Below are 25,014 nucleotides of genomic sequence, written 5' to 3'. Positions count from 1 at the left end.
AAAACCGCAGTGTTTCGCAGTGGATTGTTGAACGGCACTGCGAGACACTGCGCCGCCCACTGCAACCCACTGCGTGAAAATCAGTTCGGCCGCACCGTGCGCTGCTCAATGCGCTTCTCGTAGTTCTTGCCTTCGAAAATGCGCTGCACGAAGATGCCGGGCGTGTGAATCTGGTTGGGGTCCAGCTCGCCGGCGGGCACCAGCTCTTCTACTTCGGCCACCGTAATTTTGCCGGCCGTAGCCATCATGGGGTTGAAGTTGCGGGCCGTGCCTTTGTAGATGAGGTTGCCGGCCGTGTCGCCTTTCCAGGCTTTCACGAAGGCAAAATCGGCTTGCAGGGCGGTTTCCAGCAGGTACATTTTGCCGTTGAACTCGCGGGCTTCCTTGCCTTCGCCTACCTCGGTGCCGTAGCCGGCCGGAGTGTAAAAAGCCGGAATACCGGCCCCACCGGCCCGGCACCGCTCGGCCAGTGTGCCCTGCGGAATCAGCTCCACTTCCAGCTCGCCCGAGAGCAGCTGCCGCTCAAACTCGGCATTTTCGCCCACGTAGCTGGAAATCATCTTGCGCACCTGCTTGGTCTGGAGCAGCAGGCCAATGCCGAAATCATCGACGCCGGCGTTGTTGCTGATGCAGGTGAGGTGTTTTACACCCCGGCGCAGAATTTCCTGAATGGAGTTTTCCGGAATGCCGCACAGCCCGAAGCCGCCCAGCATGAGCGTCATACCGTCGGTGAGGCCTTCCAGCGCCGCCTCGGGGCCGGCTACTACTTTATTGATCATAGAATGAGTGGGTGGGTTTGGGGGTGGAAAGGTAAGGAGTAGCGCCGTATTACGTTGCTACCCCTGGCCCGCCGGCCCGCCAAAAGCCGCCAACTTATTGCACCACTACGCGCAGGAAGGAGCGGGCTCCGTTGGCCTGCACCCCACTCAGAATATACAGGCCCGCCGGAACGTTGTGCAGCGACAGGGTGGCCTCCCCATCCACCGGCTCCGGCCAGCGGCGCACCACGTTGCCCTGCATCGAGTACAGCTCCAGTTGCCCGTTCTGGGCAAAGGCTACGGGCACAGTGAGGGTTTGGCCGGCTACGGCCGGGTTGGGCCAGGCCGTGAGCGGGGGCAACGTAGCCACCTGCAGGCCCAACAGGTTGCCGGCGCTAAGGAACACCTCTTCTTTAGCGTCGCTTTTAGCGTCGTTCCGGAGGCTGCCGCCCACCACAATTTGCCCGGTAACGGGGTGCACCAGTACGCCGCCTGCCGAAAGGCTCAGGCCTTTGCCCAGCTGGTAAACTACCGGCTCCAGGTAAGGGGGGCTGTAGGGCGAGGTAACTTCGCGGGTGAAGTAGCTGCCATCGGCGGCCAGTTCACACACTTCCAGGCTGAACACGTGGCTTCCCCCGCGTGTGCCCATCACCACAAAGTGGCCGTTGGCGAGCGGTGCCACGTGTGTGGGGTTAAGCAGCAAGTTACTCTTGGAGTACGCCCGCGACCAGCGCACGGCTCCCGTGCCCAACTGCACTTTATCAAGCTGGCCGCTGGATACTACCAGCACCTCGTCGGCACTCAGCGGCACCACGTTCTGAACGTACATGTTCACGGAGTTGCCGTACGCCAAGATGGGCAGCGTAGTAGCCGGACCCCAATTGCCCGCCGCCGACACCGGCACGAGTGTAGCCTCTACATTCTGGCGCACTACGTAAGCCATCAGCCCCGAAGGAACCGAGAACAGACCTTGAACGGAACCCGGCTGAGGCAAAGGCAAGGTGCGCAGCTCCTCACTGGTAGGGCTCAGCAGCCGCAAGGCCGCGCCGCTGGCATCGTTGGTGGCTACCCAGAAATTGCCGGCCGAATCGGGTTGGATGCCGCTGAAAGCCGGGACCCAGCTACGAGTAGGCTGGGTACGCTGCTGCCACGCCACGCGGCCATTCGGGTTGATCAGGACCAGAATGCCCGTGGACTCTGTGAAAACGTTTTCCACGTTTTTGCGCGTTTGCGCGGCCAGCAGCAATTGGCCGGCCGCATTCATATCGGCCGCTACCACGGATAGCTGCTCCGCGTCGGCAAAGGCGTACTCCCGCGTCCACAGTTGCCGGCCCTGCTCGTCCGTGCGAATCAGGTACAGGTTCGTGGTGTGAGTACGGCTGGTTTCGCTGCTGCCGGCCAGTACATAGCCCCCGCCCGGCACGGGCACAATGCGGTTGCAGGTTTCGTGCCGCTCGCCGCCGTAGAGGCGTTGCCAGGTTGATTGGGCACGGGTTGTCAGGCTAAGCAGCAGCCCCAGCAGAATAACAGTAGCGCGTAGAAGGTAGGTGTGCATCAGAGGAATAGTTTATAGGATGAAAACAAGGAACAGCTAAAACCACTCGGAACCTGGGGGAATCAGAAGTTCGGGCAGGGGTAGAGTGTAAGGCCGTACTCAATTACTCTTTTACAATGCGCAGCGTGGCGGAGGCACCCTTCGTACTTGCGCTACGAAGCAGGTACAGGCCGGCTGGTAGATTCTGAAGGGAAAGCCGCCGTTCACTCGCCTGGGCAGGTTGTGACCAGCTACGCACGAGTCGGCCCTGAAGGTCATATAGTTCCAGCGGGTTATTTTGCGCAAAATCAGTCGAAATAGTTAGCTGGTCGTGCTGACCAACTGGGTTAGGCCAAGCTGCTGTGGATGCCGGCAGGCTGGGAGAAGTGGCAGTTATGACACTCGGGAACACGGCAGCAAGCGGGGCAGAACGAAGCAAAAATGCTTGCTCCTGAGTGGGAGTATCCTGAAGACTGCCACCTACCACCAATTCCCGGGTAGTAGAATTGAGGAACAGGCCACTGGCGGAGATTTTAGGTCCCGAGCCAAACGAGTACTGCAAGGCCCCAACTAAACCCGTTATCGGGTGAGGAGGGCCACCTAAAACGACTTGGCCATTCTCATCGAATACGCGCAGCCTCAATCCGTAAAAATGGGTTTGATAAACTGTACCAAAAACCAACAGTTTCCCATCGGGCAATTGCACGGCCCGTTGTGGTGTTATTTGCAGAGTATAGGTGTCTTTGGTCCAGGTAGTTGTGTTAGATTGAAGTGACATCCGTGTCAGTCCATTGGGAGTGACTATCAGTATGTCGTCGTTAGAAAGGGCCAGAAAATCGGTAGCCCCGGTAGGTACTGTGGCAACCCGCCCTTGTATGCCTTGCGCAGAAAGCTCAACCAGCCGTGAGCCAGCGGTAGAGGATAGATACGCATAAAGCCTGCCGGACAGGGGCAATAACTCATAAATGAAGGCAGGTAGCGACTGCATACCTGCTGGCATTGGAAAGGCTATTTGCTGAAGCTGCTGGCCGGTGGCATCCAGCCGCAGCAGGGTGGTTGCTGCGGGCGTGTTCTGGGCCAGCAGAAAATTGCCAGCGGCATCCAATACGGCCCGACTGTAGGGAACCGGTACACTACCAGTCACAGCAGGCCGGAGCGGATACGTGGCAGTGCGCTTCTGCCAGGCAGTAGTGCCATCTGGCTGCAACAGCAACAACTGACCCGCTACCGTCGGCTCCGCTTCTCGAATATTCTCAGTTGCTGCCCGAAGCGTAATCAGGACCTGGCCCGCCGCATTTTCGCAGGCCGGCAGAATGTATAAGTTGTTGCAGTCCGGAATAGTGTGTGTCTGAATCCAGAGCGGTTGTCCGGCTGCATCCGTTCGGACAAGGTATAGGTTAGCCGAGATGCTGCTGGTCGAGTTAATCTTTCCCATCAGCAGATAGCCGCCGGCCTTGAGTGGCAATACTTGCTGACAGCTCTGCACGTTTAATTCCCCATAACGGTACTCCCAAGACCAGGGAGACTGAGCAACAACAACTTGGCTAGCCAATAAGAGCGTCAGGCTAAAGCTCACACGTAGTAATAACTGCTTCATAGGAGTGAGTTAAATAAATAACTACTGCTAGCTGGAAGCAGTGGAGTAAAGCTAAGATTTTAACGTATTTATGAAAAGAATTAACGAAACGTTACTGCAACGCGCTCCGCGCGGCTTCGGCGTCGTGGGCCAGCTGGGCTTTAAGAGCATCCAGGCCGTCAAATTTCTGCTCGTCGCGCAAACGGGCCACAAACTCCACCGTTAGTGGCTGGTCGTACAGGTCGCCTTCAAAGCCCAGGAGGTGGGCTTCTGTGGTTTGGGCCAGGTTGCCGCCCACGGTGGGCCGCACGCCGATGTTGAGCATGGCGGGCCAGGTTTCGCCGGTGGCGGTGGTGGCCCGCACGGCGTACACGCCCCGGGCAGGCACCAGTTTCAGAGGCTCGGGACACACCACGTTGGCCGTGGGCCAGCCAATAGTGCGGCCCAGCTGCCGGCCCTGTACCACCGTACCCGTGAGCGGGTAGGCGTAACCCAGGTAGCGGTTGGCGGTGACCACGTCGCCGGTTTCCAAGGCCCGGCGAATGCGGGTGCTGCTCACACCCACCGCGTCCACGTCTTCGCGCGGAATTTCCTCCACGCTCAGGTGGTAGCGGTGAGCGTGCTGGCTCAGGTATTCGAACCCGCCCTCCCGGTTGCGGCCAAACCGGTGGTCATAGCCAATAACGAGCTGGCGGGTACCCACCGTCCGGAGCAGAATCTGCTGGATAAACTCCTCCGACGACCACGCCGCAAACTCGCGGGTGAAAGGTACCACCAGCAGATAGTCGACCCCGAAAGAAGCCAGCCGGGCGGCGCGCTCCTCCAGGGTGTTGAGCAGGCGCAATTCCAGCAATTCATCATGGGAGGGCGGCGGGCCCAGCACCAGGCGAGGGTGGGGCCAGTAGGTAATGACCACGCTGGGCCCGCCGCTCTGGCGGGCCGTTTCGCGCAGTCGCCGCAGAATCTGCTGGTGTCCCACGTGTACGCCGTCAAACGTGCCGCTGGTAACCACCGCATTACCAAGGTGAGGAAACTGGGCGGGGTCGTGAATGACGTGCATAGGGGGCAGATTGGCGCAGGTGCGTGCGTAGCTGAACAGGTTTCTTCGAAAGCAAAACGGCCGCCGCCGGCCAGGGTTTGGGCAGGGGTTCCGTAGGCCGGTGATAACCACGGCAGCGCGCCGGGGTTATCGGGGCTTTACGCTTCAGGTGCGGGCATGGGGGGTGCCGCACCGGCCTGGGTGGCGTTGAAATACTCCAGGCCCGCCCGGCGCTCGGGCTGCCGTTCCCGGCGGGGGCGGCGGGGCCGCTCCGCTTCGCCTTCGGGGCGGAGTGGGCGCAGAGCTTCCAGTGCGTCCATCGTCAGGGCATCGGCCAGGCGGTACTCGCCAATGCGGGTGCGTACCAGCTTGGTGAGGTGAGCCCCGCAGCCCAGGGCCGCGCCGAAGTCGCGGGCCAGGCTGCGGATGTAGGTGCCTTTCGTGCAGGTCACGCGGAAGTCCACTTCGGGCAGTTCAACGCGCGTAAGCTCAAACTCCCGGATAGTTACCTGCTTACTCTTGATTTCCGCCTCCCCGCCGCGGCGGGCCACCTCATACGCCCGCTCTCCGTTCACTTTCACGGCCGAAAACAGCGGCGGAGTTTGCTCAATGGGGCCGATAAACTGCACCAGCGCGGTCTGAAGGTCGGCCGCGGTGAGGTGCTGCCAGGGCTGCTCAGCATCCACGGGCGTTTCCAGGTCGAAGCTGGGCGTGGTCTGGCCGAGACGGAATGTGCCGGTATATTCCTTTTCCTGGGCCTGAATCTGGTCGATCTGCTTGGTTTTCTTGCCGGTGCACAAAATCAGCAGGCCGGTGGCCAACGGGTCGAGAGTGCCGGCGTGGCCGATTTTCTTGATGCGCAGCGTGTTTTTTACTTTGCGCACCACATCGAACGACGACCAGGTGAGGGGTTTATCTACCAGCAATACTTCGCCGGCTTCAAAATCGAAATCAGCGGCGGCCGGAGTCTGGGGTATTTCGGGTTGTTCCATAGGTAACGGGGCCGGCGGCGGGGCGTCGGGCGGTGGCAAAAATACGGGGTTGCGTGCTTTAACTGGCCGTTATAGCAAAAGAACGCGCCGAAGCGCGTTCCAGAGCAGCCCAGCCAAAGCGGTGGGGGGCTAAATAATCTGCAGCGGAATGCCCAGGGCCAGCATAATCAGAATAACCAGACCCACCACGATGCGGTAGAGCCCGAACGCCCGGAACCCGAAGCGCGACACGAAATCAACGAACGACTTCACTGCCAGCAACGCCACCACAAACGCCACCACGTTGCCGAACAGCAGCAGCTTGATGTCGGCGGTGCCGGGAGCGGCTACTTTGAAGGTCTTGTAGAGCTGGTAAGCCGTAATAACAGCCATGGTGGGCACGGCCAGCAGAAAGGAGAAGTCGGCGGCCGAGCGACGGTCGAAACCCTGGGCCAGACCGCCCACAATGGTAGCGGCCGAGCGGGAAACGCCTGGAATCAGGGCAATGCACTGAAACAACCCGATTTTAATGGCTTGCGCAAAGCTGGGCGTGGTCACCTGCTTACGCTCAGAGGTGAACAGGTTGTCGATAAATACAAGCACGACTCCGCCAATCATGAGCGACCAGGCCACCACCGCCACGTTTTTGAGCAGGGCTTCGATGACATCCTTGAGCAGAAAACCCAGAATCCCGAACGGAATAAAAGCCGCCGCCAGCTTCAAATAGAAATCGAAGCTCTGCAGAAACCGCCGCCAGTACAGGACCACCACCGATAGAATGGCTCCGAATTGAATGGAGGTAATAAACGTATCGGTGAAGGGGGCTTGGCCAATACCCAGCAAATTGGCTACGATAATCATGTGCCCGGTGCTGGAAACCGGTAAAAACTCGGTGAGGCCTTCAACAATGGCGAGTAACAGCGCGTGCCAGTAGGACATGGGAAAGTAGTTAGGGACCTGGAAGCCCAGGGAGTCAAGCACTTGGTTGACGCTGCCACGAATCCAATATTCGAGCATCAACCAAGTGCCTAAGTCCCTCGGCCCCCAAGTCCCTTCGAAAAGAATTAGCGCTTGTAGGTAGGCGTGGTAATAACCGGCTGGGCCGGAGCCGGCTGGGAAGGCACCGTGTTGACGGTGGCCGCATCCTGAGCTACCGGCGCGGTAGCGCCGGGCCGGGCCATAATGGCCCAGAACTCAATGACAAAGCCCACCGCCAGCAGAATAGGCCCGAGCGTGATGCCCAGAAACCCTTCACCGTAATCCTCGGTGTCAAGCGTCATGGTGATGAAGCCGGCGGCCAGCACGGCCAGCCCAACAAACATCAGGCGGTAGTTGCGGGGCCCGAAGGCGAAGCGGGGAGTAGTCGGTTCCATAGAAAGCAAAGGTAGCGGGGACGCGGGAACATGCCGCGCGAATTCAACCAACACCAGAATTTGGGGGAATGAATGGGTGGTTGGGTGGTTGGGTAGTTGTGAGCGGCTGTCATCCTGAGCGGAGCGAAGGACCTTATCACCCTAGAACCTATAGCCTGGCAACAGCCTGTTCAAGCGTGATAAGGTCCTTCGCTCCGCTCAGGATAACAAATTTAACCACCCAACCACCCACCTAATACAGGTCATCCAGCGACATGCTCAGGTACTTGCGCACGGCGCGCCAGGAGCTGAGGAAGCCGATGCCCATGCCCAGCAGCACCAGTACCACGGCCAGGGCCCCGAACAGGCGCACGTCCTGCAACAGGCGCAGCTCGGCCAGCTGCAGGTAGGCGTATTGTAGTAGGGCCAGCAGCAGCAGCCCGGCCAGCAGCCCGCTCACTAGACCCTGCCACACGGCCCGGCGCATAAACGGCCACTGGATGAAGCCGGCCGTGGCGCCCACCAGCTGCATACTGCGGATGAGGAACCGCTGCGAGAACAGGGCCAGCTTAATGGTATTGTTGATGAGCACCACCACCACAAACGTGAGCACCGCCGCAAAGCCCAGCAGCACCAGGCTCACATTGCGCAGGTTTTTGTTCACGGAGGTAATCAGGCTTTCCACGTACTCCACCTCAAACACGCCCGGCTGCTGCTTCAGCTCCTGTTTGATGCGGGCCAGCTGGGCGGCATCGGCGTAGTCGGCGTTGATGTTGAGCAGGTAGGCGTCGCGCAGCGGATTGTCACCGAGGAACTGTTGGAAGTCTTCCCCAGTCTGGTCGATAAGCTGCCGGGCGCCTTCCTCTTTGGAGAGAAACCGTACCTGGGGCTGGCCGTCCTTCCGGGCCACGTAGGGCTTGCGGGCCAGATCCTGCTGCAGCTGCAGCAGCTGGGTTTCGGGTAGGCCCCGCTCCAGGTACACCTGCATTTCCAGGTTCTCCTTCACCAGCGTGGAAACCTTGTGCGCATGAATCAGCAGCAGCCCAAACAGCCCAATCACCAGCAGGGCCAGCGTAATGCTGAACACCACCATCAGGTGCGGGTAACTGCCTAATTTCTTCTTGCGAGTGGGTCGGTTCATGGAGGTGAGATGGTGAATTGGTGAAATGGTGAGTTTGCTGTTCGATGGTGCTGTTTGCGGGTAATGGGAGATTAGGCCAGCAGGGCGTTAAACTCACCATTTCACCATCTCACTATTTCACATACTGGTACGCGGGTCGTCGTCGATTTGTAGTTCGCGGGCTTTGCGGGCGTTTTGGTCGCGGCGGCGCAGGCGCTTGCGCGAGAACAGCTCCCGGAAGGTATCAAACTGCTCGGTGTGCAGGAGCGACACCCCGGCCCGGGCCTGGTTGACGCCCTGGGTGAAGCTGGTCAGGTCGCGCGGGGTGGTTTCGTAGCGCAGCTTCGCCCGAAACTTGCCGTCGGGGCGCAGGTAATACTCCAGGCTCAAATCCCCGATAAAAGAGGTTTGCGAAGATGCAATAGGGGTAGTTCCACCTACGTTGGCGGTAGTGTTGCTGCTGATGCTGCCCTCCCGCGTGATGCGCAGGCGGCCGTTCAGGAACGCGTAGCTCAGGCGCAGCTGCAGGGCCTGCAAATCTTCGGCCGTCAGCCCGTTCAGGTTGAAGCTGATTTCGAGGTTGGGGTCAATCTGCGACGTGAGCAGACCCAGTTGAGTGGAAATAATCTGCCCCAGCGAGTTGCCGATGGCGTTGTTTTCCCCCTGCAGGCGCGTAACGGCCAGGGAACCAATGGGCGTGAGCTGCCGGAACACAATCAGGCTGAATACCTGCCGGTTCAGCTCCTGCTCATCGTTGCGAATGGCGGAGAAGAACGGGGCTAGGTCGCCCTCCAGCGACGAGGGAATATCGTTGAACTCCAGGTTCAGCTTGATGATGGGTTGCAGCAGCGGGCCGGTCAGGTTCATCACGGCCGTTACGGGCACCACGGCGGCACTGCCATTGCTGGTGTTGTTGGTGTTGTACACGATGGGGGCCAGGCTGGTGCGCTGGGTGTAGGTGGCCGTCACGTTCATCTCACCGGCCAGCGGGTCGCCGTTCCAGCTGATGGTACCGCCCGGCCGCACCACAAACTCCTTGTTCACCAAGCCTTGCAGCGTGAAGTTGTAGGCCCCGCGCACAATTTCCACCTGCCCGTACATATTGAAGTCGCCGCGGGTGTCAATGTTCAGGCGCAGCTGCCCGGTGGCCGCGCCCCGGATGATGTCGCCGGTGCTTTCATCGAGCAGCAGCTCCACGTAGGCATCGGGCGTAATATCCAGGTTCATGTTCAGCCGGATGCCCGACAAATCGGTGGTGCCGCTGGCCGTTACCGGGGCCGTGCGGGCCGTGTCGGGCAGGTTGCGGTTCACGAAGCGGATGTAGTTGGCCTGCTCGGCCTTGGCCGCATTATCGAACGGCAACGACACCCGCGTGCCGGCTTCCGAGCGGGCCGTTACGTTGATGAACAGATTGTCAGCGGGGCCACGCACCACGGCCGTGCCGGTGGCGTAGGCCTGCCCGAAGTACAGCTCGTTGTCTTTGCGGGTGGTGTTGAGGACCTGCAGCTTCCGGAAGGAGGCGTTCAGGTCGAGGCGCATGTTCTGGAAGCCCTGCTCGTAGATGTTGCCGTTTACCACCCCGGTATTGCCCTGCGGGTCGCGCACGGTAATGTTCTGCAGCGCAATCCGGTCTTCCAGAAACCGGATTCGGTCGGAGAAGGTGTAAGTAGTGCCCAGGTACAGGAACGTGAGCTGCCCGCCCGTTACGTCGATATTGCCGGTGAGGCGGGGGGCGTTAAAGGGCCCGTTCAGGCGCAGAGTGCCCACGCCCGTGCCCTGCAGGTCGCGGAACAGCGTGTTCAGGAACGGCTCGGCCAGCTTGATGGGGGCATTATCGAGTACGCCGGTGAGGTTCAGCTGCTGGTTTTCGTCGCCGGGGGCAATGTAGCCGGTTACGGTTAGCACCTGCTGCTGGTCCCGGGCCACGTCGAGGTTCACAGCTAGTTGTTTCAGGGCATTGTTCCAGTCGCCGCGGCCCTGCACGTCGCCAATCAGCACGTTGTCCATCTGCAACGAATCCACCTTGAGCGTAGAGTTAATCACCAGCGGGCCGTACACGCCGCTGATGGTGCCCAGCGCATTCACGCGGCCGGCAAATTTCTGCCCGCCCGTAAGGCCATTCAGGGTGGTCAGCTCAAAGTCCTTCACTGTGAGGGCCAGGGGCTTGTTGGGGTTCTGCGACAAAAAGCCCTGGGCGCTGATGCTCTGCCGGCCGTTGCTGAGCGTCACGTTCTGGAAGTCAAACTCCCGGCCCCCACCCGAAATCACCAGGGAGTTATCCGGGGCAATGGTCCACTCCTTGCCCAGCACATTCACGCCCGACTGCCGGAAGGTAATCTTCACCGCATCATCCAGGAACGCCAAGGCCCCGTTGATCTGAGCCCGGTTAGTGGTGCCCGTCTGGGCCAGGGAGGTAGAGAAGTTGATGCGCTCCTGGTCCCACACGCCTTCCACGTAAAACTTCTCGGTAGCGCCCAGTCCCGGCACCCGCTGCCGCTCCGAGGTCACGCTGGCCTGGGCCAGCACTTCGGGCTGGTAGGGTAGTTTGGAAGTGGTCAGGTCGAACTCGTTGTTGTGCAGCTGCAGGCTGTCGTAGCGGAAATCGGCCACGCGCCCGCCCAGCTGGAAAATGGAGGTCTGCCCGTTGCGGAACGAGCCCTCAATCCGCGTGGAGTCGGAAATGCTGAGCTGGGGCATGAACAGGCGCAGCACCGGGTTGGGCCGCTTCAAATACAGGTCGAGGCCAATCTGGTAGTCGGGGAGGGGGCGCTGGCGCTTGCGGCGGTAGTAGGCGGCAATGGCCGCGTCGTTGCTGGCGAAGTTGAGGCGGTATTCCTCCACCAGCGTGGTCACGTCGCGGATAACGGTGGTGGGCGTGAAGTTGCCGGCCAGGGCCAGGTTAAGCACCTCCGAGCGCACCGTGAGGCGGCGCTGGCCCCCGCCGTACTGGCTCACCACGTCCAGCGTATCAATGGGCACGGTGCGGCCGGCGTAGCTGAGGCGGGAGTTGCGCAGGCGCACGTAGCCCAGCAGCTCGTCCAGCTTTAGCCCTTTAAACTTTACGTCGGCGGTGGTGGCTACCACCACGCTCTGGCGGGTCAGGCCCAGAGCGCGCAAATCGGCGCGGCGCACGCGGGCCCGCAGGTCGAAAGCCTGGCGCTGCTTGTTCAGGTCCACGCTACCATCAGCATCGAACTGCAGGCTGGGGTCGTTGGCGGCCAGTTTACCCGTGAATGACTCCCGGCTGAACTGCCCGTTGGTGGTGATGTTGCGGTACCGGTAGCCGTTGAGCCAGATGCTTTGCACGGTGGCGTTGGCCGTGAGGCGGGCCGAGCGCAAATCGAAGCCCACGCCGGCCACCTTGCCGTTCAGGGTCACGTCGCGCACGGTGCTTTCGTCGCCCAGCAATTTGCCCAGCTGGAAACCGGTGGTGCGCACGGTGCCCTCGTAGCTGCTGCGGCTGGGGTCGTCCTTGAATTTCAGGTTCACGTCGCTCACCACCGAGCCCAGCGCCGTTTGAAACGAGCCGTTGGCCACAAAGTCGTTGTAGAAGCCTAGGAACTGGCCTTTCAGCTTTACCGTGCCCAGGCGCTGCACGTAGGGCCAGCCCGAAGCCGGAATATACTTGCGAATGTCGCGCCCATCCACTACTGAGGGCTGCAGGCGCATCTCCACGAAGCTTTCCTTCAGGTTGGGCAGCCCTTCCACGTTGATGTCGCCCCGCACCCGGGTATTGCGGCCGTATGTGATGTCGAGGTTTTTGGTGGTGAAGTTGCGCACGTAGCCCTTGGCCTGCCCCGAAATCAGCACGGTTTCCTTCAGCTCGCGCATGAAGGGCTGGGGCGCAAACTTGGCAATATCGTCGGAGTACACCCGGCTGGGCCGGAGCCGGGCAATGACTTTCACCGAGTCGTTGAAGTCGGTGAAGTTCAGGAAGTGGTCGTACTCGAAGCGCACGTAGTTGCTGAGCTGGCTGTTCTGCACGCGCAGCATCAGCTTGTCAAACTCCCAGAACTTGCCCGCGTAGGTCATGTTCGAGGTCAGCTCGCGCAGGCGGGTGCCCGAGGGCCGGTCCACGGTGCGCAGGCCCGTGATGTTGGCGTGGATGGTGTCGCCCTTAAACCACAACTGGTCGGCATCGGCGTAGATGCTGTCCAGGTACATGTGGGCGTAATCCATGGTGCGGCCGTACTCCGGAATGCGCGGCACATTCTGGCGCTCCAGCACAAACCGGCCGTTGCGCAGCCCCAGGGCCTCAATCTTGAAATCGAAGGGCTTGCTGACTTTGGTCGTGTCAGAAGGCCCCAGCAGCCGCTTTACGGAGCTGATGAACTGGTCAAGCGTAGTGGAGTCGGGCTGGTCTTTGTAGGTAACCAGGTTGAAGCGGGGCTCCTCCAGCGTGAGCTTGCCCACGTGCAGATGGCTGGGGTCGAATACCGAAAACAGCCGGATATCCGCATCGGCCCGCCCGATGTTAAAGAGCTCCTGTCCGCGCTTATCCAGCACCCGCACGCCTTCCAGCACCACCCGCGAGAAGGGGCGGATATCCACCCGCCCCACTATTACCTGCTGGCCTAGCTTGTTGGTGAGGATGCGGGCGGCGCGTTGGGCCACGTCGGTTTGCACGCTCGGAATCCGCAGGGCCACCAGCGCCCCCACCACGGCCAGCACTACTACCAGCAGCAGGGCAAGCAATACCTTCAGGATGACGGACAGAAACCGGGGCACGGGAGAGGAGTAAGGCGGGGCAACCACAAAGATAGGCAGTTGGCCCCGACCGTTGCCTGGGAGAACTGCCCGCGCCCAGAAACGGACAGGCCAGGGTCAAGGTTAAGCGTGCAACGCCCCGCCGCGGCATTCCGGTATTTTGCCCCGACCTTTGCGGGGAGAATTATGAATGATAAGGTATGAATGATGAATTGGCCATGTTGCCCGTTTGTTGCTTTCATAACTGGTAAGGTGTTGCAGAACGCCTATCCCAATTCATAATTCATACCTCATCATTCTACATTCCAAATGACCATTCTCGCCATCGAATCTTCCTGCGACGACACTTCGGCTGCCGTGATGGTGGACGGAGAAATCCGCTCCAACGTGGTAGCCACTCAGCAGGTGCACGAGCAGTACGGCGGCGTGGTGCCTGAATTGGCCTCCCGCGCCCACCAGCAGCACCTGATTCCGGTAGTGGAAGCTGCGTTGCAGAAAGCCGGTGTAACGAAATCCGACCTTGATGCCGTGGCCTTTACGCAGGGGCCCGGGCTGCTGGGCTCGTTGCTGGTGGGCGGCATGTTTGCCAAAACGCTGGCCCTGGCCCTGGATAAGCCGCTTATTGCCGTCAACCACATGCGGGCCCATATTCTGGCCCACTTCATTGAGGAGCCCCGGCCGCAGTTCCCATTTCTGTGCCTGACCGTGAGCGGCGGCCACACCCAGCTGGTGGTGGTGCGCAGCGCTATGGACATGGAAATCATCGGGCAGACAACTGACGACGCGGCTGGCGAGGCCTTCGACAAAACCGGTAAGCTGCTGGGCCTGCCGTACCCGGCCGGCCCCCACCTCGATAAGCTGGCCCGCCAAGGCAACCCCACCCGTTTTCCGCTGCCGGTGGGTACCATGCCCGGCTACGACTTCTCGTTCAGCGGGCTGAAAACGGCGGTGCTCTACTTCCTGAAAAAGGAAACGGCCCAGAACCCCAACTTCATCCAGGAAAACCTGCCCGACCTCTGCGCCAGTATTCAGCATACCATCATCCAGACGCTGCTGCGCCAGCTGCGCCGCGCCGCCCACGACCAGGGGCTTACCCAGGTGGCGCTGGCCGGCGGGGTGGCGGCCAACAGCGGCCTGCGCCAGGCCCTGCAGGACGAAGCCGAGGCTCAGGGCTGGCAGGTATTCATTCCAGCCTTTCAGTTCTGCACCGATAATGCCGGCATGGTAGCCATGACGGCCCACTTCCAGTACCAGGCCGGCGACTTCGCCGATCAGCTCGTCAGCTCCGACCCGCGCCTGAAGCTGAGCTAGGCGGCCGAAAACTGTTATTTTTCGGCCAGAGGGCAGCTTTACGTTTAAGAGTCGCGTACACCCTCCACTGCGAAACCCACCGCGCACCACTGCGAGCATCAACACCGTGAGTAAGAAAGACGATAAACCCAAGAACATCAATATCCAGAACCGCCGGGCCCGCCACGAGTACGCGTTTCTGGTGCAGTACAATGCCGGCCTGATGCTGCAGGGTACCGAAATCAAGAGCATCCGGGAGGGCAGCGTGCAGCTGCAGGATGGCTTCTGCTCGTTCCACCAGGATGGCAGCCTGTGGGCTCACAACATCACCATTGCCCAGTACACTGAGGGTACCTACAACAACCACGAGCCCACTCGGGCCCGCAAGCTGCTGCTCAATAAAAAGGAGCTAAAACAGCTGGCTGGTAAAGCCCAGGAGCAGGGCCTCACCATCATTCCGCTGCGCATGTTTGTGAACGACCGGGGTTTTGCCAAGCTGGAAATAGCACTGGCCAAAGGTAAAAAGCTCTATGACAAGCGCGACGACCTGAAAGCTAAAGACCAGAAACGCGAAATGGACCGCGCCCGGGACTATTAGGTGAAATAGAGAGGTGGTGAAATGGTGAGTTTTTACGTTGGTTTTTGGTGAGTTACATTTTAAGCGGGAGCTTCGCATAAATATTAAGTGGTGTGCTTGAATAAGCTATGCCCACTTAGGCAAGGTGAACGTCAGACTCACCATTTCACCATTTCACCATTTCACCATTTCACCGTCTTGGAATACGGAATATGCGCCCTGAGTGCCGTGCCGGTGCGGGCCGAGGCCTCTGATAAGGCCGAAATTGTCACGCAACTCGTCTTTGGGGAATGCTATTCTGTGCTGCGGGCCCAGAACCAGTGGCGGCAGATCCGGCTGGCGGCTGATGGCTACGAGGGTTGGTTTGATGTGAAGCAGCATTTGCCCGTGTCGGCTGCGTACTTCCAGCAGTGGCAGCAGCAGGATCATCCCCGCACCCTCGATGTGGTGCAGATGGTAAGCGACGAAACCACGCGCATTCCCGTAACGCTGGGTACGCGCCTGCCTTTTTTTGATGGCATGACGCTGCGGGTGGGGGAGCGGCAGCTGTTCTACAACGGGGCAGCCACCAACCCACTCAACGGCCACGGCCCCCACGGCCCCGCCGACGTGCGCCTGCGCCTGCTCCAGAAAATGGGCCAATCGTTTCTGAAAGCACCTTACCTGTGGGGCGGCAAAACCCTGTTCGGCATCGACTGCTCGGGGCTGATGCAACAGCTCTATGGCCTGATTGGGGTGCAACTCCCCCGCGATGCGCACCAGCAGATTCACCTAGGCCAGCCAGTGCACTTTGTAGCCCAAACCCGCCCCGGCGACCTGGCGTTTTTTGACAATGCCGAGGGGCGCATCATTCACGTGGGCCTGCTGCTGGAAGATCAGCAGATTCTGCATGCCAGCGGGGAAGTGCGCATCGACCCTCTGGACCATAACGGCATTTTCCGCCGCGACTGGCAGAAGTACTCCCACAAGCTCCGCCTCATCAAGCGCATTCTGCCGGAGGATTGAGTTACGTGTTGCCGGTTACGTGTTGCCAGTTGCCAGATTCCAGTCACCAAATACGAACCATCAACTGACAACTAGCAACGGGCCACAGGCAACTCAGTGCCCGCCGAACTAAAGCCTTTGGCTATTGTTAATACGCTAAGAATCATCTAGCTTTCTGGCAGAGCAGATTCATTTTTCTTAGCGTTATATGGACCAAAAAGTTCTTGTATTGAACGGTGACTACACGGCCATTACGCTGTGTAGTGTACAGAAAGCCTTTGTGCTTCTGTTTCTGGAAAAGGCCGAGTTGATTGCCAAATCGGAGAACGGGGTGTTGCGTACGGTGAGCAAGGCGTTTCCCAAGCCCAGCATCATCCGGCTACAGCGCTACGTGCGGGTGCCCTACAAGGGCATTGCCCTGAGCCGGCACAACATTATGAAGCGGGACCATTTCGAGTGCCAGTACTGCGGCTCCACGAAGAACCTGACTCTCGACCACGTACTGCCCCGAAGTAGGGGTGGCGACTCCAGTTGGGCCAATCTGCTTACGGCCTGCGCCCGGTGCAATCATGCCAAAGGGCACCGCACCCCCCAGGAAGCCGGCCTCACTATTCGGCAGCAGCCCAAAAAACCCACCCTTACCGGGTTCCTCAAGCTCAGCGCCGGCACCCTCGACCAAAACTGGCACCCTTATCTGCACTAAAACCGGCAGCCTCCGTGGCTGACCGGTTTTTTTGTTGGGCTGTTGCGCTGTAGCGAGTTGGTGGATAACGAACTAGCGTGGTAATCAAGAGGTATATGCGGCTGCCGGTAAGCGCAACCATAACTCGCTTAGATACCTTTCCGTTGGCACATATTCAACTTGCTACTATTTGGAATATGTCCGACAAACCTTCTTTGTTTCCACCCCAGCACCAGAGTGAGCAGCCTGGTCTGGAATCTAAAATGACCCCTCAGCCGGAATACATTCGCGCTGGTTATCAGGGGGCCAATAAGCTACAAGGCAAAGTAGCCCTCATTACCGGCGGCGACTCCGGCATCGGACGGGCCGTAGCGGTGCATTTCGCCCGCGAGGGTGCCAATGTTGCCATCGTGTACGTGCCCCGCGAACAGGAAGACGCCGAAGAAGTGCAGCGCCTGGTAGAAGCCGAAGGCCGCCGCTGCGTACTGCTGGCTGGCGACCTGAAGGAACCGGCTTTTTGTGAAACCGTGGTGCGGCGTACCGTGCAGGAACTGGGCGGCTTGAATATCTTAGTCAACAATGCAGCCGAGCAGAACTGGCACGACTCGCTCAAGGATATCAAGGATGAAGAGCTGGACAGCATTTTTGAGCTGAACATCAAGGCCTTTTTCCGGGTAACGCGGGCGGCGCTGGAGCACCTGAACGAAGGTGACTCCATTATCAATACCTCCTCCGTGAATGCCTATGCCGGCAACGAGCAGCTTATTGATTACACCTCCACGAAGGGAGCCATTACAGCCTTCACCCGCGCCCTGGCTCTGCAGCTGGCCGGCAAGGGTATCCGGGTGAATTCAGTGGCCCCGGGCCCTATCTGGACGCCGTTTATTCCGTCGTCGGCCGGGGCGCTAAAGGTCACAATGTTCGGCCGCGACACCCCGATGGGCCGGGCCGGACAGCCTTCGGAAGTAGCACCGGCCTATGTATTTCTGGCCTCGGAAGACGCTTCCTACTTCACCGGCCAAACGCTGCACCCCAACGGCGGTAAAGTAGTTAATGCCTGAGGTCAGCCCTCCAAGCAAAACGGAAAAAGCCCCCGCAACGGTCATTGCGGGGGCTTTTTCTTTCGTTCCGAGATTCCAGCAAATCGTCAGCAGATCTTCAAGTGCCGCCGGGCGGTGCTGTAACGTGAGGATGCAGTTCAGCAGTGAATCAATAAGCTGAACTGCTAGTATCGGTCGGCGGTGCCTTCTACGGTGCTGCCGCCCACGAAGGCCAGCAGGTCACGGTTGAGGCGGTCTTTTTCGGTGATAAACAAGCCGTGTGGGGCTCCGGCGTACTCCACGTACTGGGCGTGGGGCACGAACTGCGTCATCCGCTCGCCGCTTACTTTGGCGGGCACCGTGGCATCGTCGCCGCCGTGGATAACCAGCGTGGGTACTTTAATGGTGGCCAGGTCCTGGCGGAAGTCAGTGGCGGCGAAGGCGTACACGCACTGCTCCGTAGCGCGGGGCGAGGCCAGCTGGCAGATGCTCTGCATCCAATCCAGCGTGGGCTGGCTGACGGGGTGACTTACTACGCCCACACCAAAGAACTGCTTGCCGAAGGTGGCCAGGAAATCGAACCGGTCCTTATTGATACCTTCCACCATTTTATCGAAGTTCTCCTTCGGCGCGCCGTCGGGGTTATCGTCGGTTTGCAGCAGGAAAGGCGTTACGGCCGCTACAAAGGCTACTTTGCTCACGCGGGCTCCGTTGTACTTGCTCATGTAGCGGGCCACTTCGCCGCCGCCCATCGAGAAACCCACCAGCGTCACGTTCTGCAGGTCGAGTTCCGTGAGCACGGCGTTCAGGTCGTCGGCGAAGGTATCGTAGTCGTTGCCATCCCAGGTTTTGCTGGAATTACCGAAGCCGCGGCGGGTGTAAGCTACCACGCGGTTGCCATGCTTGGGTAACTCGGCCAGCTGGTATTCCCACATCTCATAGGTGGCGGGCCAGCCATGAATCAGTACAATGGTGTTATTGCCGCTGCCCTGGTCGATATAGTGCAGTTTTACGTCGGTGCCGTTAGCGTCTTGGCCGGCTTTAATGTAGCTCATAAGAAAGAGGCTGAAGAAGTAGAGAGGAAGAAACTATGTGGCTACATACGCCCGTGCTTGGGTAGGGGTAGGAGAATGCCAATATGTTGCACGTGTTTGAACGCCTAGCCAAATTCTGCGTTCTTTGGTCAATGAGCTTCCTTTCCACTGTTCCCGCTGGCCGCCTGCTCCGTGCATGGTCGGCTCCCGTGGCGGCCGGTATGCTGCTGGCCGCCTGTAATTCCGGCACCGATTCCTCGGCCGGTAAAACTACCACCCCCGACACGGCCTCTACTCCCGCCGCCGCCGCGGCTCCCGTGGCCGATACCCCCCCCTGGTACCACCAGTACCGCGGGGTGCTGCCCGGCTCCTCCGACAGCATTACCGTGCACCTGCAGCACTTGGGCGAAACGCCCGGCGAGACTACGCTGGGCCGCCTGGTCGGCTTCTATACCGCCCCCGATGGGCATCCGTATCAACTGGCCGGCGACCAGCCCTCCGGTACTGATAGTCTGATCCTGCGCGACATCAGCCGGGAGCAGGCCACTGGTAGCTCTGAGGGCACCGAATGGCTGTTAAAGCAGAATGGTACAGCATTAGCGGGAACACTTAATGGCCAGCCCCTGCGGCTACGGCTGGTGAGCAGCCCCACCGGTGTGCAGTTTTCAGCCCGCAACTTTTCCGCCGACGTGCTGCCCCGTCCCGACCATCCGGAAGACAGTATAGCCGCTCACCTCTCCATGTACGCGCTGGTGCCCACCGCCGGCCCCAGCCACGAGAAGCTCGCTGCCAGCATCGTGCGCGGCCTGCGCGGCGACACGATTGAAACTAAACCGGCCCCAACCCTGGACGCGCTGTGGAAGGAGCAGCTGGCCTACTTCACCAAGGAATATCGCAAGGAAGTAGCCCCGCTGGCAGCCACGATGGCCAAGGACACTTCCGACTACCGCCCCCGCGCTACCCTGGCCTATGAGCAGGAAGCCAACAGCTACGTGCTCTGGAACGAAGGCAATCTGCTCAGCATTGGCTATTTCGGCTATGACTATTCGGGCGGAGCCCACGGCCTCTACGGCACCTACGTGCGCAGCTACGATACCCGTACCGGCCGCGCCCTCCGCTTCGATGACATTTTCCAACCCGGCACCAAGCCGCAATTGGAAGGCATCCTGGGCCGCTATGCCCGTCCGGCTTTGGGTCTCAAAGACTCGGAGCCGCTGAAAAGCGCGCTGTTCCAGAATACGCTGCCCGCTACCCGCAACGTGTACCTGACCAGCGGCGGCGCGGTGTTCGTGTATCTGCCGTACGAGGTGGCCTCGTATGCCCAGGGCGAAATCAGCGTGTTTGTGCCGTATTCGGCGCTGCAGCCGGTGCTGAAGCCCGGTTTGCCCAACAGCGGCGGCACCGTAGCCAGTCGCTAGGCCAGCACTCATTTCCAGTAAAGCCCCCTTTCCGTGAACTAGTCGGCGGAAAGGGGGCTTTACTATGCAGAGTCGGCGGCTGGTACAAAATCCGGCCATTTCGGTTACGTTGCCCGGCTTGCCGTTGGGAAGCGGTATCTTTCAGCAGTTTTTCCAAGCACCACCCCGCATGCACGCACCCAAATTCGCGGCTTCGCGCTCCTTTCACCAGGAGCTGAAGCGCCGCACCAACGCCTATTTTCAGGAAGCCGGCAAATCTACCACCGGCGGCAAAACCCTGTTTTTTAAAGCCGTACTGCTCACCGGGGCTTTTGTGGCCGTGTACCTGCACCTCGTGTTCTGGACGCCCGGCGTGTGGGTGGGTATTGCCGAATGCGCATTGCTGGGCCTCATTGGGGCCGCCATCGGCTTCAACGTGATGCACGACGGCGCCCACGGCTCCTTCAGCAAGAAGAAGTGGATGAACCAGTTTGCGGCCTTCACCCTCAACGTGATGGGCGGCAACTCCTTCATGTGGAACATGAAGCACAACCTCATCCACCACATGTACACCAACGTGGAAGGCGTGGACGACGACCTTGACGCCCAGCCCTGGCTGCGCCTCAGCCCCGAGCAGCCCCGCCGTAAGCTGCACCGCTTCCAGCACCTGTATTTCTGGTTTTTCTACGCCCTGCTGTTCATCGCCTGGATTTTCTTCATGGATTACCAGAAGTATTTCAAAGGCAAAATCGGGGAGATGCCCATCAAGAAGATGACCGCCTCCGACCAGGGCGTGTTCTGGGGATTCAAGGCTTTGCACCTGGGTTTGTTCGTGGCGTTGCCCATCTACACCGTGGGCTTCCTGGGCTGGCTGGTGGGTTTCCTCGCATTTATGGCCGTGGCCGGCTTCACCCTGAGCATCGTGTTCCAGCTGGCACACACTGTGGAGCATACCAGCTTCGTGGTGCCCCACGAAACCACCCGCAAGATTGAGGACGAGTGGGCCATTCACCAGATCAAAACCACCGCCAACTTCGCCACCGATAACAAAGTCATCAGCTGGCTGGTGGGCGGCCTCAACTTCCAGGTGGAGCACCACCTGTTCCCCAACATCTCCCACGTCCACTATCCGGCCCTGAACAAAATCATCCGCCAGATGTGTGAGGAGTTCAACATCGAGTACAACGAATACCCCAAGATGCGCTACGCCGTAGCCTCCCACGTAGCCCACCTGCGCGAGTTGGGTCGGGCGTAACAACACTTCATCAAAGTGAAAAGCCTTACAGGAATGTGAGGCTTTTCTTTTTTTATCATAGCAGAGCAATCAACTTTAGATGGCATTACTGTCCATCATGAGTATGGCAAATAGGAGTAAAGGAGGTTTGAAGAATTTACAATTAGGAAGTGTTAACAGTGGTTATCTTGCGTTATGGAGCAGATGTTGACAGATGCACAGTGGGGGCGGTTGGCGCCGTTATTGCCGGGCCGGCCGGGCACCAGCGGTGGGCGGGGCCGGGACAACCGGCAGTTCGTGGAAGCCGTGCTGTGGTTGGCGCGTAACGGGGCGCGGTGGCGGGCCCTGCCCGCCGAGCGGGGCAACTGGCACACGACGTACACGCGTTTCCAGCGCTGGGCGGCCTCGGGCGTGTGGCAACGCGTGTTCGAAGCCGTGCAGGACGAGGCGGCGCTGCATACGCTGCTGGTCGATTCCACCACCGTACGGGCGCACCAGCACGCGAGCGGGGCGCGCAAAAAAACGGGCCGCAAGCCCTCGGGCGCAGCCGCGGTGGACTGACCACCAAGCTGCACGTGGCGGCCGACGCTCGGGGCCGCCTGCGGCGCTACCGGCTCACAGCGGGCCAGCGCCACGACGCGCCGCAAGCCCTGCCGCTGCTCGACGGGTTCGCCCCGACCTGGCTCATCGCCGACCGGGGCTACGACTCAGACCCGCTGGTGGCCGACCTGGCCCGCCGCGGCACGCAAGCCGTCATTCCGCCCCGGCGCAAGCGTCGGTATCCCCGGGCCTATGACCCGCTGCGCTACGCCCAACGGCACCCGGTCGAACGGCTGTTCAGCCGCCTCAAGCAGTTTCGCCGCCTGGCCACGCGCTACGACAAGCTGGATGCTCATTTCCTGGCCTTTATTCACCTCGCCGCAACCGTGCTCTGGTTGCGTGACTGTTAACACGCCCTAGTCAACCGATATAGGACTGAGGTATTGCTGTTGATGTGTGCGGGACTATTTTTTGCGGGACTAGAATTCGCCAAACATCAGTGGCGCAACTATATAATCAGGAATGGTCAGCAAGTAGGAGGCCTTATTACAAGTAGTAATAGCAGCAATGCTCGTGTATCTTATAAAGTTGGGGGGCTGAATTATAACAAAGTAGTTTCTAATCCCGGAGCAGCTTTTTCTCAAGGGGATAGTTGCGTCTTGAAGTATCATCCTGCTTACCCTGATGAGATAGTGCTATTGACGAATCATTAAGGCTTGAGTTAACAACTGTTCCGGTGATGTTAAATCCTGCGGAACCGGTAGTACTTACTCTGCCCCAAACTCCGTATCTTTGCGGCCCCGCCAGGGTGGCGAGGCCGGCGTAACTGCGCTGTGTATCAAACAAAAACGCGTTCCGGAGGCGGGCCCTGCGCCGGACGTGTACACGAGGGCCATTGCTAATATCATGGCAGAAGTAGTAGACAACTTCGACTGGGACAACGTTTCAGCCAACGCTTTCGGTGGTAACTACACCGCTGAGCAGCGCGCCGAAATGGAGCAGATGTACAGCAGCACGCTGACCACTGTTCAGGAGGAAGAAGTAATTAAAGGCACCGTGGTTGGTATCACCGACCGTGACGTAATCCTGAACATCGGCTTCAAATCCGATGGTCTGGTGCCCCTCTCCGAATTCCGTGACCTGCCCGAGCTGAAAGTAGGCGACGAGGTAGAGGTATTCATCGAGGACCAGGAAGACCAGAACGGTCAGCTGATCCTGTCCCGTAAGAAGGCCAAGATCAAGCAGGCCTGGAAGTCGATTTACGACGCTCTGGAGAACGACACCGTTCTGGAAGGCGTAGTGAAGCGTCGCACCAAAGGCGGTCTGATCATGGACCTGGACGGCGTAGAAGCCTTCCTGCCCGGCTCGCAGATCGACGTGAAGCCCATCCGTGACTTCGACATCTACGTGGGTCGTCGCATGGAAGTGAAAGTGGTGAAAATCAACGCCGCTTTCGACAACGTGGTAGTTTCGCACAAAGTACTCATCGAGAAAGACCTCGAGAAGCAGCGCGAAGCCATCCTCAACAACCTGGAGAAAGGCCAGATCCTGGAGGGCGTTATCAAGAACATGACCAACTTCGGTGTGTTCATCGACCTCGGCGGCGTAGACGGTCTGCTGCACATCACCGACATCTCGTGGGGCCGTATCGCTCACCCGAGCGAAGTACTGCAGCTGGATCAGAAGCTGAACATCGTAGTGCTGGACTTCGACGAAGCCAAGAAGCGTATCAGCCTCGGTCTGAAGCAGCTGACTCCCCACCCATGGGATTCGCTGCCCGCTGATATGGGCGTAGGCTCGAAGGTGAAAGGCCGTATCGTGAATGTTGCCGACTACGGTGCGTTCATGGAAATCATCCCCGGCGTAGAAGGCCTGATCCACGTTTCAGAAATGAGCTGGAGCCAGCACCTGCGTAACCCGCAGGACTTCATCAAGCAGGGCGACGTGGTAGAGGCTCAGATCCTGACCCTCGACCGTGAAGACCGCAAGATGAGCCTGGGCATCAAGCAACTGACCGAGGATCCGTGGACCCGTGGTGACTTCGCTACGAAGTACGCCGTTGGTACCAACCACAACGGTCTGGTGCGCAACCTGACCAACTTCGGCCTGTTCGTGGAGCTGGAGGAAGGTGTAGACGGCCTCGTGCACGTTTCCGACCTGTCGTGGACCAAGAAGATCAAGCATCCTTCGGAAGTGGTGAAGGTAGGTGACCGTCTGGACGTGGTAGTTCTCGAACTGGACGTTGCCAACCGTCGTCTGGCCCTGGGCCACAAGCAGCTGGAAGAAAACCCCTGGGATACGTTCCAGACGGTATTCACCCCCGGCTCGGTGCACAAGGCTACCATCACCGAGAAAACCGACCGTGGTGCGGTGCTCGAGCTGCCCTACGGCATCGAAGGCTTCGCCTATCCCAAGTCGCTGGGCAAGGAAGATGGTTCGCAGGCTGAAAACGGCGAAACCCTCGACTTCCGCGTGGTGGAGTTCTCGAAGGATGACCGTCGCGTAGTGCTGTCGCACTCTGCTGTGTACAACCAGCAGGCTGAAGAAGACAGCCGCGCTTCGAAATTCACCAAGAAGAAGCCGGCCGCTGGTGCTGCCGCTCCCCAAGGTGAAGGCAAAGTTGCCGATCTGAAGAAAGCTGAAAAGTCGACCCTCGGCGACCTGGACGCTCTGTCGGCTCTGCGCGACAAAATGCTGGGCAACGAGCAGGGCGCTGAGTAATCAGTCCTCGGCTTTTAGCCACTTGAAGAAGGCCCCGGAGCAATCCGGGGCCTTTTTTTGTAGCGTGCAGCTCCGCTTCGCGCACGAGCCGCAGGCGACTTCCTACGCGGATGGTGTAGCACCGGGATACTCGCTTCGTTTGTATGCGAAGCAGAGCTGCGCGCTACAGGCAACGGGAATGATTTTTTTTCGCACACTCCCAGCGTCTTACCGTTGGGGAAGCATGAAAACCGCTTGCCGGCTTTGCCACCACGGGATTAAGCCGTATGTTTGCATCCTCAAAGCCCTGGTGACGTGACCGAGTGGCTAGGTAGAGGTCTGCAAAACCTCCTACAGCGGTTCGAATCCGCTCGTCACCTCTTCTGACACTTCCTGTTTTCAGATGCCTAGTGCCCCGGTTGATTAGCCCCAACCGGGGTTTTTTGCGTTTAAGCCGTTCCGGTGAAAAAAATACGGAC

The 25,014-nt window shown here is 59.5% G+C and carries 19 protein-coding genes and 1 tRNA gene; 10 read left to right on the top strand and 10 right to left on the bottom strand.

Translation table 11 applies throughout. The annotated features are described in order from the left end of the window. Positions 1 to 80: 80 nt before the first annotated feature. The 9 genes from ACN19L_RS07090 to ACN19L_RS07050 form a co-directional block, all read right to left on the bottom strand. Positions 81 to 779 carry a CoA transferase subunit A gene (locus tag ACN19L_RS07090; protein WP_426492821.1) on the bottom strand — a complete coding sequence of 233 codons (699 nt, stop codon included), beginning with the start codon at positions 777 to 779 and terminating at the stop codon, positions 81 to 83. 94 nt (positions 780 to 873) lie between these two features. Beyond that, a complete protein-coding gene (locus tag ACN19L_RS07085; protein ID WP_426492820.1) occupies positions 874 to 2,313 on the bottom strand; it encodes a T9SS type A sorting domain-containing protein in 1,440 nt (479 codons plus the stop codon). A gap of 103 nt (positions 2,314 to 2,416) precedes the next feature. After that, positions 2,417 to 3,889: a T9SS type A sorting domain-containing protein gene (locus ACN19L_RS07080; protein WP_426492819.1), complete on the bottom strand. Its 1,473-nt coding sequence runs from the start codon at positions 3,887 to 3,889 to the stop codon at positions 2,417 to 2,419. A gap of 91 nt (positions 3,890 to 3,980) precedes the next feature. Beyond that, positions 3,981 to 4,928, bottom strand: a complete 948-nt coding sequence (locus tag ACN19L_RS07075; RefSeq protein WP_426492818.1) for a bifunctional riboflavin kinase/FAD synthetase — start codon at positions 4,926 to 4,928, stop codon at positions 3,981 to 3,983. Positions 4,929 to 5,065: 137 nt separating this feature from the next. Next, positions 5,066 to 5,899, bottom strand: coding sequence for a tRNA pseudouridine(55) synthase TruB (gene truB, locus ACN19L_RS07070; RefSeq protein WP_426492817.1), 834 nt, complete (start codon positions 5,897 to 5,899; stop codon positions 5,066 to 5,068). Between the two features lie 129 nt (positions 5,900 to 6,028). Then, the gene (locus tag ACN19L_RS07065) at positions 6,029 to 6,817 is read right to left on the bottom strand and encodes an undecaprenyl-diphosphate phosphatase (RefSeq protein ID WP_426492816.1); all 789 of its coding nucleotides are present in this window, start codon (positions 6,815 to 6,817) and stop codon (positions 6,029 to 6,031) included. Between the two features lie 125 nt (positions 6,818 to 6,942). Next, the gene (locus ACN19L_RS07060) at positions 6,943 to 7,251 is read right to left on the bottom strand and encodes a DUF3098 domain-containing protein (protein ID WP_426492815.1); all 309 of its coding nucleotides are present in this window, start codon (positions 7,249 to 7,251) and stop codon (positions 6,943 to 6,945) included. 232 nt (positions 7,252 to 7,483) lie between these two features. Continuing rightward, the gene (locus ACN19L_RS07055) at positions 7,484 to 8,371 is read right to left on the bottom strand and encodes a cell division protein FtsX (protein ID WP_426492814.1); all 888 of its coding nucleotides are present in this window, start codon (positions 8,369 to 8,371) and stop codon (positions 7,484 to 7,486) included. A gap of 117 nt (positions 8,372 to 8,488) precedes the next feature. Beyond that, entirely contained in the window at positions 8,489 to 13,078 is a 4,590-nt protein-coding gene (locus tag ACN19L_RS07050) for a translocation/assembly module TamB domain-containing protein (protein WP_426492813.1), read from the bottom strand. A 288-nt stretch (positions 13,079 to 13,366) separates the two neighbouring features. Here ACN19L_RS07050 and tsaD point away from each other — a divergent pair, with 288 nt between their 5' ends. The 5 genes from tsaD (at position 13,367) to ACN19L_RS07025 (ending at position 17,651) form a co-directional block, all read left to right on the top strand. Continuing rightward, positions 13,367 to 14,368 (top strand): tRNA (adenosine(37)-N6)-threonylcarbamoyltransferase complex transferase subunit TsaD, encoded by a 1,002-nt coding sequence (tsaD, locus tag ACN19L_RS07045; RefSeq protein WP_426492812.1) that lies wholly within the window; start codon positions 13,367 to 13,369, stop codon positions 14,366 to 14,368. A 97-nt stretch (positions 14,369 to 14,465) separates the two neighbouring features. Continuing rightward, complete coding sequence (gene smpB / locus ACN19L_RS07040) at positions 14,466 to 14,945, top strand: SsrA-binding protein SmpB (RefSeq protein WP_394370407.1); 480 nt, start codon at positions 14,466 to 14,468, stop codon at positions 14,943 to 14,945. A 177-nt stretch (positions 14,946 to 15,122) separates the two neighbouring features. Further along, entirely contained in the window at positions 15,123 to 15,929 is an 807-nt protein-coding gene (locus ACN19L_RS07035; RefSeq protein WP_426492811.1) for an NlpC/P60 family protein, read from the top strand. Between the two features lie 187 nt (positions 15,930 to 16,116). Further along, positions 16,117 to 16,611 carry an HNH endonuclease gene (locus ACN19L_RS07030; protein ID WP_125433479.1) on the top strand — a complete coding sequence of 165 codons (495 nt, stop codon included), beginning with the start codon at positions 16,117 to 16,119 and terminating at the stop codon, positions 16,609 to 16,611. A 176-nt stretch (positions 16,612 to 16,787) separates the two neighbouring features. Beyond that, on the top strand, positions 16,788 to 17,651 hold the full coding sequence (locus ACN19L_RS07025) for an SDR family oxidoreductase (RefSeq protein ID WP_426492810.1): 864 nt from the start codon (positions 16,788 to 16,790) through the stop codon (positions 17,649 to 17,651). Between the two features lie 164 nt (positions 17,652 to 17,815). Here the strand turns inward: ACN19L_RS07025 and ACN19L_RS07020 are convergent, their stop codons facing one another. After that, complete coding sequence (locus tag ACN19L_RS07020; RefSeq protein ID WP_426492809.1) at positions 17,816 to 18,685, bottom strand: alpha/beta fold hydrolase; 870 nt, start codon at positions 18,683 to 18,685, stop codon at positions 17,816 to 17,818. Between the two features lie 131 nt (positions 18,686 to 18,816). On the opposite strand from ACN19L_RS07020, the gene ACN19L_RS07015 reads away from it, so the two are divergent. The 5 genes from ACN19L_RS07015 (at position 18,817) to ACN19L_RS06995 (ending at position 24,915) form a co-directional block, all read left to right on the top strand. After that, complete coding sequence (locus ACN19L_RS07015; RefSeq protein WP_426492808.1) at positions 18,817 to 20,082, top strand: DUF3298 domain-containing protein; 1,266 nt, start codon at positions 18,817 to 18,819, stop codon at positions 20,080 to 20,082. Positions 20,083 to 20,251: 169 nt separating this feature from the next. Then, positions 20,252 to 21,316 (top strand): fatty acid desaturase family protein, encoded by a 1,065-nt coding sequence (locus ACN19L_RS07010; protein ID WP_426492807.1) that lies wholly within the window; start codon positions 20,252 to 20,254, stop codon positions 21,314 to 21,316. 174 nt (positions 21,317 to 21,490) lie between these two features. Continuing rightward, a protein-coding gene (locus ACN19L_RS07005) for an IS5 family transposase (protein ID WP_426492806.1) occupies positions 21,491 to 22,245 on the top strand; the annotation gives its coding sequence in 2 pieces (ribosomal slippage) (positions 21,491 to 21,821 and positions 21,821 to 22,245; 756 coding nt in all). A gap of 496 nt (positions 22,246 to 22,741) precedes the next feature. After that, positions 22,742 to 24,556, top strand: coding sequence for a 30S ribosomal protein S1 (gene rpsA / locus ACN19L_RS07000; protein ID WP_125421136.1), 1,815 nt, complete (start codon positions 22,742 to 22,744; stop codon positions 24,554 to 24,556). Between the two features lie 288 nt (positions 24,557 to 24,844). Next, positions 24,845 to 24,915: transfer RNA gene (locus ACN19L_RS06995), tRNA-Cys, on the top strand. Positions 24,916 to 25,014 lie beyond the last annotated feature (99 nt).

Source organism: Hymenobacter sp. 102 (assembly GCF_049949205.1).
Taxonomy (GTDB): Bacteria; Bacteroidota; Bacteroidia; order Cytophagales; family Hymenobacteraceae; genus Hymenobacter.
This window is presented reverse-complemented; position numbering and strand designations above follow the sequence as displayed.